The following is a 10,231-nucleotide window of genomic DNA, read 5'->3' on the forward strand; positions in this document are numbered from 1 at the left end:
AGATCTTATGAAGGTCTCTCGCGACGCCCTTCCGAAGCGGAGTAGCCAACGGTGGTATGCCCCGCTGGAATTGAATCGCGTCGGTGGCACGAAACGCCGATGCCGTTATCCCGTCGTAGGCGGCGACGCGATCAGGTCCGGCATCGGCATCGGGCTGGCGATCGTGCGCGCCATCGTCGCCGAGCACGGCGGAACGGTCAGCGCCGCCCCGAGCCGGCCTCCTTCCGATACCCCCTGGGGGTATATTACGGAAGGTGGACTACCGAGATCTGACCTATGGAGGTACGCCGTGGACGCCGCCGACATCGCCGTGCTGGCTGGTTCGATCGGGACGATCGCCGCATTGGGCTGGTTCTTCTTCGCACCCCGGCGCGGACACATCGCCGAGTACGCCGATGGCGTGCAGCGGGTGGTGGTCACCGTCCTGGGCGGTTACAGCCCCGACCGGATCCACGCCCGCCAGGGCGTACCCCTGGAGATCGAGTTCGACCGGCAGGAAGCCGGAGAGTGCACCAACCGGGTGGTCTTCCCCGACCTCGGGGTCAGCGCGGGCCTGCCCGCCCACACCAGAACCACGGTGCGGCTGCGCCCCGACCAGCCGGGAACCTTCGAATTCGCCTGCGGCATGAACATGATCCACGGCACGTTGCTGGTCGACCCTGCCGAACCGACCGGCGACGCGACGCCACCACCCGCCGCTTCGTTCGCCGCCGACGAGCCGACACGGGACGCGGCCGCGGTCGAGGCCGCCGATGTGGCCGAGCGCCGCGCCGAGATCGGCGACCTGACCCGTCGTGTCGGCATCGGCGCCGTCCTCACCGTGCCGGTGCTGGTCGCGGTCATGGCCCACGAGCTCTTCGGTGCCGGCTGGGTACCGGACCTGCTGCTCAACCACTGGCTGCAGTTGGCGCTCATCACGCCGGTCATGCTGTACGCCGGCTGGCCGGTCCACCGGATCGGCTGGCTCGCCCTGGCCCACCGGGCCGCCGAGATGAACTCGCTGATCACGCTCGGCACCAGCGCCGCGTACGCCTACAGCCTCCTGGTCACCGTCGCGCCGACGCTGTTGCCCGCCGAGCTGCGCGACGTGTACTTCGAGGCGGTTGGCGTCATCATCACCCTGATCCTGTTCGGGCGGCTGCTGGAGGCCCGGGCGAAGGCCGGCACCGGCGAGGCGATCCGTGCCCTGCTCGGTCTGCAGGCCCGTACGGCGCGGGTCGTGCGCGACGGCGTCGAGTCCGAGGTCCCGATCGAGGACGTCGTGGTCGGCGACGAGGTGGTCATCCGGCCCGGGGAAAAGATCCCTGTCGACGCGACCGTCATCTCAGGCGCCTCGCCGGTCGACGAGTCGATGATCACGGGGGAGCCGGTCCCGGTCACCAAGCGTGAGGGCGACGCCGTCATCGGCGCGACCATCAACACCACCGGGTCGCTGCGGGTCCGCGCGGAGAAGGTCGGCGCCGACACAATGCTTGCGCAGATCATCCGACTGGTACAGCAGGCACAGGCATCGAAGGCGCCCATCCAGCGCCTCGCTGACGCGATCTCCAGCTACTTCGTCCCGGCTGTCATGGCCATCGCGATCGCGACCTTCGCCGTCTGGTTCATCATCGGACCGTCGCCGGCGTTCACCACCGCCCTGGTCGCCGCCGTCTCCGTGCTGATCATCGCCTGCCCGTGCGCGTTGGGCCTGGCCACCCCGCTCTCGATCATGGTGGCTACGGGAAAGGGCGCCCAGGCCGGCGTCCTCATCCGCTCCGCCGAGGCACTGGAGACCGCGCACCGCCTCGACACCGTCGTGCTGGACAAGACCGGCACGATCACCGCCGGCAAGCCGGCCCTGACCGAGCTGCACGCCCTGCCCGGATTCGACGACGACACGCTGTTGACGCTCGCCGCCGCCGCTGAACGCGACAGCGAACACCCACTCGCGGCCGCGGTCGTGGCCGTCGCCGACGAGCGCGGCCTGCCGCGCCCGACCGTCGTCGGCTTCTCCTCCGTCACGGGCAAGGGCGTGCGCGCCACCGTCGACGGTCGCGAGGTCCTGATCGGCTCCGCCCGCCTGCTCGCAGAGGTGGGTATCGACAGCGGCGCCGCGAGCGACGTCGCTGCCAGATTCGCGGCGGAGGGCCGCACGCCGGTCCTGGTCGCGGTCGACGGCCGCCCCGCCGGGGTGCTCGCGGTGGCCGACCCGATCAAGCCGGACTCCGTGGCTGCCCTCGCGGCGTTGCGCAGGATGAACCTCGCCACCGTGATGATCACCGGAGACAGCGGCCGCGCCGCCGAGGCGATCGCCCGCCAGGTGGGCATCCCGACCGTCCTGGCCGAGGTGCTGCCCGAACACAAGGCGACCGAGGTGCGCCGGCTGCAGGCCGCGGGGGCGCGGGTAGGCATGGTCGGCGACGGCATCAACGACGCCCCGGCGCTCGCCCAGGCTGATATCGGCCTGGCGATCGGCACCGGCACCGATGTCGCGATCGAGGCCGCCGACGTCACGCTGATCACCGGCTCCCTCGGTGGCGTCGCGACCGCGATCTCGCTGTCCCGGGCGACCATGCGCAACATCCGCCAGAACCTGTTCTTCGCCCTGATCTACAACGCCGTCGGTATCCCGATCGCCGCCGGCCTGCTCTACCCGTTCTTTGGTCTGCGGTTGTCGCCGATGATCGCCGCCGCGGCCATGGCGCTGTCATCGCTGTCGGTTGTCGCCAACGCCAACCGCCTGCGCGGATGGCACCCCCCGGCGCTGCCCGACGCGAGCCCGGTCCGCCTGGACACCGACGTCCGGGTATCCACAGGCGCGCACACCGACGAGCACGCCCCGACGAAGGAGACAACCGTGACACCCACGAACACCGCCGTTGACCCGGTCTGCGGCATGACGGTCCAGCCAGACGCCGCCGCGGCCACCCGCGAGGTCGACGGCACCACCTACCACTTCTGCTCCGCACGCTGCGCAGCCACCTTTGACGCCGACCCCGACCGGTACACCGAGTCCGTCCGGTAGCGCGCCCGCGACGCCACGACGGCCTGGTGAAGGAGAATAAAGCGGAGAAAGAGAACTTATAGCTATATTCCATGCGTGCGCTTCTCGCTGCCGACCCGTGCCGGACCCGCCTACTTGTGCGGGTTCGTGCTCCTGGCGGTGCAGCTCATCGCCTGTCTGGCGGGGCCACACGCGCACGCGGCGGCGCACCAAATTGATCATGCGACGTCCGTGGCCACCCAGGTGGGTGCAGTGTCCGCCCACCCGGGGCCGGCCACGGACGCGTTGTCGGCGGCCTACGGCGTGGTGCTCGGCACGGAAGTCGTGGCCGGTGCGGACAACCACTCCCATGCTCATGCGTGCGGCGCGCCCGGGGTTTCTTCCGACCGACCTGCGGTGGACCTGGATCGCCCGGCGCCCGCGGCCGTGGCGGAAGCGCAGGCCGAAGTGGCGCCACGACTGCTCCCCGACCGCCGTGCAGGACAGCGGTCGACCCGATTGCGCACGGGCGTCAGCCGGACGTAGGAGAGCGCCGGCCGCCCGGTCGAGGCTGACCGCGCCGTCAAACGCGCGGTATCGGAGCCTCGCCCGGTCCGGCCCAGCGCCCGGTCGATGACCGGGCGGACGTGCCGTTTCTCGGCGCCGCGAGCGCTGCCTCCGTCGTCCGTACCGCAGGGCAGCATCATGCTGCCCGGAAAGAACATGATCATGAGCAAAGTCGCTGTCGCCCGCGTCGGTGACCTACCGTCCGCGAAAACCGCGCACAACCGCGGCACCTGCCGATCCGTCGAGCAACTGGTTGGCAACACACCGCTGGTGTGGACGCCCGACGTCCGCTGGGACTGTGGCCGTGGCTTCTGGGCGAAGCTGGAGGGCGCTAACCCGGGCGGCATCAAAGACCGTCCAGGTCTGCACCTCATCCGGCGTGCCCGCGACCGAGGGGACCTCGCGCCCGGGGCACCGATCATCGAGTCCACGTCCGGGACACTTGGCCTCGGGCTGGCCCTGGCCGCCGTCACCTACCAGCACCCGGTCACTCTGGTCACCGATCCTGGACTGGAGCCGTCGTTGCGCTACCTGCTCGGCGCCTTTGGCGCGCGGGTCGAGACCGTCGAGCGGCCGCATCCCATCGGTGGTTGGCAGCAGGCCCGCCGCGACCGGGTCAGCGCTCTGCTGGCGGAACACGCCGGCGCCTACTGCCCCGACCAGTACCACAATCCCGACAACGTCGACGCGTACCGTGACCTGGCAGTTGAACTCGTGGGCCAAATCGAGCGGGTCGACGTCCTGGTGTGCAGCGTCGGCACCGGCGGCCACAGCGCCGGCATCTTCCGGGTACTGCGCCGGTACCACCCGAACCTGCGGTTGGTAGGCGTCGACACGGTCGGCTCCACGATCTTCGGCCAGTCGGCCCGACCCCGGCTGATGCGCGGGCTCGGCTCGAGCATCTACCCGCGCAATGTCGACTACGCCGCCTTCTCCGAGGTGCACTGGGTCGCCCCCACGGAGGCCATCTGGATGTGCCGGCGGCTCGCTGCCGCGCGCTACGTGACCGGCGGCTGGAGCGTCGGCGCTGTCGCCCTGGTCGCCTCATGGCTCGCCCGTACCCTGCCGCCGGCGACCACGATCGTCGGCGTGTTTCCCGACGGGCCGCAACGCTACGCCGAAACGATCTACAACGACGAGTACTGCCACCAGCACGACCTGTTCGACCGACCACCCGCCGACGATCCGGACGAACTGTCCCACCCCTGGCAGCGCGAGGTCGTCGGGTGGAGTCGTTGCCGCACCGTGGTCGACCCGATCGCGGGGCGTGGCCGGTGACGGGGGCCATCGCGCAGGCGCGCACGTTCAGTCGGCCGACCAAGGTTCTCCTGATCAACCAGTTCACCATCAACATCGGCTTCTACATGCTCATGCCATACCTGGCCGGGCACCTTTCGTACACGGTCGGCCTGGCCACCTGGGCGGTGGGCCTGGTCCTCGGGGTACGCAACGTCGCCCAGCAGGGCATGTTCCTCGTCGGCGGCAGCGTCGCGGACCGCTTCGGGTACAGGCCGGCCATCATCGCGGGACTCGCGCTGCGGGTGGTCGGCTTCACGCTTCTCGGTCTGGTCACGAGTCTGCCGGCGCTCATCCTCGGCGCCGCGCTGACCGGACTGGCCGGGGCGCTGTTCAATCCCGCGGTCCGCGCGTACGTCGCTGCCGAGGCGGGCGACCGTCAAACGGAGGCGTTCGCCGTCTTCAACGTCTTCTACCAGGCCGGCATCCTGCTCGGCCCGCTGGTCGGCCTTGCCCTGATGACCGTGAACTTCGGCGCGGTCTGCCTGGTAGCAGCCGCCACGTTCGCGGTACTCATGCTGGTCCAGTTGGGTGTCCTGCCAGCCCGGACAGCGCCCGCCGCCGGTCCGGCAGGCGTACTGGCCGGCTGGCGCACGGTGGTGGGCAACCGGTCGTTCGTCCTGTTCTCCGTCGCGATGACCGGCTCCTACCTGCTCAACTACCAGGTGTACCTGGCGCTGCCGATCCAGGTGCGCCAGGTCACGGGAAGCGAACGCTGGGCCGCCGCGCTCTTCGTCGTCTCCGGCGCCCTCACGGTCCTCGGCCAGGTTCGTGTCACGACCTGGATTCGACGCCGCTGGACAGCACCGGGCGCCCTTATCGCCGGCGTGCTGCTCATGACCGGTGCGTTCCTGCCCCCGCTGCTGGCCGCCGGTCGCCCGCCCGACATCACCGGCCCGCTCGCCACGGCGATCGCGCTGGGGCCCGCGGTCGCGAGTTGCGCGCTGCTCGCCCTGGCCACGATGATCGTCTATCCGTTCGAGATGGCGACCATCGTCTCCCTGGCCCGTGACCAGCTGGTCGCCACGCACTACGGGTTCTACAACACCGTCTCCGGCATCGGGATCGCCGCCGGCAACCTCCTGGTCGGCGCGGCGTACGACCTGGCCACCCGCAACGGTTGGCCGGCCGTGCCGTGGCTGATGCTGTGCATGACAGGTCTGGCCAGCGCCGTCGCCCTCTACGGCCTATGGCGTCACGGACACCTTGGTCGGGCCCCATCGGAACGGGATGTCGTGGCCGTGTGATGGCCGAACCCGGCCGGCCGTGGTGTCAACGGGTGGGCGGACGCCGTATCCAGCGTCCGCCCACCCGGGGCGTCACGCGACCGCGAGTGTCACGGCCGCCGTGTGGAGCACGCCATCCGTCTGGAACTGCAGGTACAGCCGCCAGTTGCCCGGCTTGCCCAGCGACGCCATGAACGTCAGGCTCCCGCCGCCGTGGCCACCATGGCCGTCCTGCGGGTGCAGATGGGCGAAGGCCATGTCGCCGTCGTGGAACGCGGTGAGGTGGGCCTTCGTGTCGAGGTAGGGCTCAAGGTCGGTGACCGGCTTGCCGTTCTTGGTGATCTCCACCGTCAGCGGATGCGCCATGCCGACCATCATCGGCTCCTTCGATAGGGTGATCTTGTATCCGTCGACTGTCGTGGTCGCCGACGCCTTCGGCAGGGCCACGGTGTCCGCCTTACCGGGCACGGTGACGTGTTCGCTCAGGACGAGCGGCTTGTCCTGGCCGGAGACCTTGGCGATGAAAGCCGCGTACGCCCGGTACTGACCCGGCTGCAGTGCGGTGGCCTGTGCGGTCCACGTGCCGTCCGGCGCCATGGTCGGGTGCAGGTGCTGGAAACCGGTGAGGTCGGAACGGATGAGGTAGAAGTGCATGAGCTTCGTCTGGTCGGGCTCGAACGTCGTCACCGGCGCGCCGTCCGCGCCGAGGATCTTGAACGTGAAGCTCGACGGCGTGCCGGCGGGAAGCTCCATGCTGGCCGGCGCGAAGCGGATGCCGTCCTCCTGGGCCGACAGGCCGTTCCCGCTGTACGCCTCGTGCTCGCCCGCCATGCCGGGCATGCCGGTCATGTCCGGGTGGCCGGTGGCCGAGCCCGAAGGCGGTGTTGCCGGAGTGCTCCCGTGGTCCATGCCGGACATGTCCGAGCCGCAGGCGGACGTGCCGATGACCAGTCCGAGGACCAGCGTGGCAGCGGCCAGCCCACGACGGTACGGGCGGAAAGATGTGCTTACTGACATGGTGTGAACTTTCCGGACAGCGCGCCCGCGCTCCTGCGGTACGCGCGACGAACAGGACATCAGCCGTGCCGACGTGCCCGCGCGGGCAGCGTCGACAGGCGGTCCTCACGTCCGGGACACGCACAATCGGATGAGCAGCGCCGCGCCCCAGGGCGACGCGCGCGACGCGCGGCGTTGCCGGAACGGGGCATCGAGCAGGTCCGCGCCAGCGAGGCCGGACATGATGCCCAGCAGGACAGCGGCGGCCGCCATCATCGTCAGCGGCGAGCGCGGGACCGTGGCGACGCACATGTCGCCGTGGCCCCCGTCGTGATCGAGTGCCACCACGCTACCGCTCGAAGCCGCCGGCGCATGCGCAGCTGCTCCGCCATGGGCCATGGTGTGGCCCGGCTCAGCGACCGGCTTGCTGGTCGACGTGCCCGCGACGCACGCCGCCGACATGGGTGGTGACACCCCATGCATCGCCATGAGCCCGGTGAACACCGCGAGTGCCAGCACGAGGCGGGACGTCACGCGTGCCCGACGGTCGCGCCCTCGCATGGCCCCCCTCACACCTCGGTCGGATCATCCCAGCCACGTCATGGGCCGGACGGCCTGACCTGGCAGGCACCTCGTACCTTACCCCCAGGGGGTACCTGTGCGCAGGCTGGTAACGGGTCGAGCAGGAGGGCCTGACGTGGACGTCCCGATGATCGCCCGAGGCTCTGGCCGCGCGGGCGCCTCCGTCAACGGGAACGGTGGACGGCGGAGCGGGTCGCCGACCACCAGGCGAGGGGACTGGAGACGTTGCGAACCTTCGCGGCGGCGCGGTCGCTGTTCTAGCAGCGGCGGCTGGCTGGTCTGGCGAGCGCACCGCACAGCGTGTTGCCCGTCCTCACCAAGGCCATGCTGATGGACCACTTTGACGAGATCGCCACTGATCCGGTGGTTCGCCTGGCCAACGTACAGGCCTATCTGGACGGCCTACGTGACAGCGATCTGTTCGCTGGCGGTACCGGGTGTCCGTCACGTCGGGCAGTTCAGGCCGCAGAAGCGTTATCCCCAGCAAGGCCAAGGGGTGCGCGTCGACCCGCTGCACCGCGTCAGTATGGCGGTGGTCAGCTCGACGACGGCGTGGCACCAGTCATCGCGGGTCGCCGCGACCGTACGTAGCCCGTTCATCCGCAGTGAGCGCCTCGACGCGGCCGCCCCGCTCGACGACACCGTGGCCCGCCTCAACCTGCTGCGACCCGACGTGCTGATCGCGTACGCGTCGATGATCCGCATGTTGGCAGAGGAGCAGCTCGCCGGGCGGTTGCGCATCCGCCCGCGCGCGGTCAACTCCTCCTCCGAGGTGCTCACCGACGAGGGTCGTGCGATGGCGACGCGGGCCTTCGGCGTAGCCCCGTTCAACGTCTACGCCGCCACCGAGACGGGCGGCATCGCCGCCGAGTGCGACCGTCACCACGGCATGCACCTGTTCGAGGACCTCGTGATCCCCGAGTGGTCACGGCTACCGGCCCGTCCCGCCCGAACAGCCCGGCGACCGTCTGCTGGTCACGGTGCTGTCCAGTCACACACTGCCACTCATCCCGTACGAGATGACCGACCGGGTGTCCCTCGCCACCGGGTCACCGGACTGCGGGCTGCCGTTCCGCCTGCTCGCCTCGATCGACGGCCGGACCGACGACGCCCTCGACCTTCCCGCTGCCACGGGCGGCACTATCCGCGTACACCCGATCGTGTTCCACCGGGTCCTGGATCTCCTCGATGCCGCGGGATGGCAGGTCCGTCAAGGGGAGTCCACGGCCCACCCGGGGGAGTCGCGAAGGACGGTTCTGTCATCGCAGCCTCCATCGTTTCCGCAGCGGGCTACATGTCGGGCATGTCGTGGTCGTGCATGTCGCCGGTGGCGTGAGGGGACGGCAGCACCACGTCGATCCGCGCCGGGGCGGGAGCGGGGGGACGGGCGCTGTAGCTGATGCCGTTCGGCTCGTCGCCGACCCTGATGGTGGCGACAGCCGCGCGGGCCGTCAGGTCAAGGACGGAGACGGTCGAGTCGTACATGTTGGTGACCCAGGCACGCTGCCCGGTGGGCTCGACCACGATGCCGTGCGGCCCGGACCCCGCCGTGATGTGGCCGGTGGCCGTCATGCTCTCGGTGTTGATGAGGGACACCACGTTGCCGGGGCGGTCCTCGGTGCCCTGGTCGGCGCTGAGCAGCGTGCGACCGTCCGGGGTGAGGTACACCTGGGCCGGAGCGGCGGAGACGGCGACACGCGCGACCGTCATGCCGGCGCGCAGACCGATCTTGACGATGCTGGCGGGCCGGGTGATGCTCGCGTACGCGTAGCGACTGTCCGGGGATACGGCCACCTGAACCGGCGGCCCGTCAACGGGAACGGCGACGGTCCTCTTGTCGGTACGCGTATCGATCAGGTCGACGGTGCCGGCCCCGAGATTGGCCACGACCAGGCCGGTGCCGTCCGGCGTGGGACGGGTTCCGTGCGGGCCGCCACCGATGCGGATGGTCGCGGTGGGCGTCAGATCACCGGTCCGGTAGACCGAAACGCTACCGTCACCGAAGTTCGTAACGTACGTCTTCGCACCGTCCGGCGTCAGTACCACGTGCGCGGGGCCCGACCCAGTGGGCCCGGACGCGGCGAGCCGGTACGTGCCGGCGTCCAGCCGAGCGATGGCGTTGGCCTTCCCGCTGACCGCGTACACCCGGCTGCCGTCCGGACTGACCTGGACGTTGTGCGGCCCGCTGATGCCGCCGATCGTGGTAACCACGCGGCCGGTGGCGGCGTCGATAGCGGTCAGCGCGTTTCCGCCCTCCTCGGCCACCCACACGGTGCCCTGTGGGGCGGCGCTGGGTGTCGAGGTGGTAGGGGTGCGGGCAGTGGTGTCGCCGGAACGGCCGCACGCGCCCGCGGCCACCAGGACCGACAGCGCCGTGACTGCCGCCCAGGCCGGGACCGCCCACCGTCGCTGATGCATGCCGTATACCTCCTGGTCGTTTGCAGACCCGTGGCCCATGACCATGTGGGCGAAGCGATCCTCTACGCGCGACCCCGGGCGAATATGGAAGGTTTCATGAAGAAACAATGATGTTCCCGGCGTTGGCGCTGCCGGTTGGTGTGGCCTAGATGATTGAGTCCGAAGTCTGGGCTGTACGGGG

Annotated in this window: 9 protein-coding genes; 4 read left to right on the top strand and 5 right to left on the bottom strand. The window is 70.1% G+C overall.

Translation table 11 applies throughout. The features are described from left to right. Window positions 1-187 (bottom strand): hypothetical protein (locus tag ABD211_RS23550; RefSeq protein WP_344135953.1); only part of this gene is annotated, 187 nt, incomplete at its 3' end. Window positions 188-289: 102 nt separating this feature from the next. Here ABD211_RS23550 and ABD211_RS23555 point away from each other — a divergent pair. The 4 genes from ABD211_RS23555 to ABD211_RS23570 all read left to right on the top strand — a co-directional run bounded on the left by ABD211_RS23555 (window position 290) and on the right by ABD211_RS23570 (window position 6,075). Continuing rightward, a complete protein-coding gene (locus tag ABD211_RS23555) occupies window positions 290-3,007 on the top strand; it encodes a heavy metal translocating P-type ATPase (RefSeq protein WP_344135955.1) in 2,718 nt (905 codons plus the stop codon). Window positions 3,008-3,082: 75 nt separating this feature from the next. Further along, the gene (locus ABD211_RS23560; RefSeq protein WP_344135957.1) at window positions 3,083-3,511 is read left to right on the top strand and encodes a hypothetical protein; all 429 of its coding nucleotides are present in this window, start codon (window positions 3,083-3,085) and stop codon (window positions 3,509-3,511) included. Window positions 3,512-3,694: 183 nt separating this feature from the next. Next, window positions 3,695-4,810: a PLP-dependent cysteine synthase family protein gene (locus ABD211_RS23565; RefSeq protein ID WP_344135960.1), complete on the top strand. Its 1,116-nt coding sequence runs from the start codon at window positions 3,695-3,697 to the stop codon at window positions 4,808-4,810. Beyond that, window positions 4,807-6,075: an MFS transporter gene (locus tag ABD211_RS23570; protein WP_344135963.1), complete on the top strand. Its 1,269-nt coding sequence runs from the start codon at window positions 4,807-4,809 to the stop codon at window positions 6,073-6,075. Before ABD211_RS23565 ends, ABD211_RS23570 begins: the two co-directional genes overlap by 4 nt. A gap of 72 nt (window positions 6,076-6,147) precedes the next feature. On the opposite strand, the gene ABD211_RS23575 is transcribed toward ABD211_RS23570, so the two are convergent. The 4 genes from ABD211_RS23575 to ABD211_RS23590 all read right to left on the bottom strand — a co-directional run bounded on the left by ABD211_RS23575 (window position 6,148) and on the right by ABD211_RS23590 (window position 10,050). Beyond that, window positions 6,148-7,071: a hypothetical protein gene (locus ABD211_RS23575; RefSeq protein ID WP_344135966.1), complete on the bottom strand. Its 924-nt coding sequence runs from the start codon at window positions 7,069-7,071 to the stop codon at window positions 6,148-6,150. A 105-nt stretch (window positions 7,072-7,176) separates the two neighbouring features. Continuing rightward, the gene (locus ABD211_RS23580; protein ID WP_344135969.1) at window positions 7,177-7,584 is read right to left on the bottom strand and encodes a hypothetical protein; all 408 of its coding nucleotides are present in this window, start codon (window positions 7,582-7,584) and stop codon (window positions 7,177-7,179) included. A 1,097-nt stretch (window positions 7,585-8,681) separates the two neighbouring features. Beyond that, complete coding sequence (locus tag ABD211_RS23585; RefSeq protein ID WP_344135972.1) at window positions 8,682-8,846, bottom strand: hypothetical protein; 165 nt, start codon at window positions 8,844-8,846, stop codon at window positions 8,682-8,684. A 76-nt stretch (window positions 8,847-8,922) separates the two neighbouring features. After that, entirely contained in the window at window positions 8,923-10,050 is a 1,128-nt protein-coding gene (locus tag ABD211_RS23590) for a YVTN family beta-propeller repeat protein (RefSeq protein WP_344135975.1), read from the bottom strand. Window positions 10,051-10,231: the final 181 nt, after the last annotated feature.

The organism is Luedemannella flava, from assembly GCF_039528515.1.
Lineage (GTDB): Bacteria > Actinomycetota > Actinomycetes > Mycobacteriales > Micromonosporaceae > Luedemannella > Luedemannella flava.

Excerpts from the sequence above, each read along its gene's own strand:
- ABD211_RS23575 (WP_344135966.1), bottom strand. The coding sequence starts at position 7,071 with ATGTCAGTAAGCACATCTTTCCGCCCGTACCGTCGTGGGCTGGCCGCT.
- ABD211_RS23565 (WP_344135960.1), top strand. The coding sequence starts at position 3,695 with ATGAGCAAAGTCGCTGTCGCCCGCGTCGGTGACCTACCGTCCGCGAAA.
- ABD211_RS23590 (WP_344135975.1), bottom strand. The coding sequence starts at position 10,050 with ATGCATCAGCGACGGTGGGCGGTCCCGGCCTGGGCGGCAGTCACGGCG.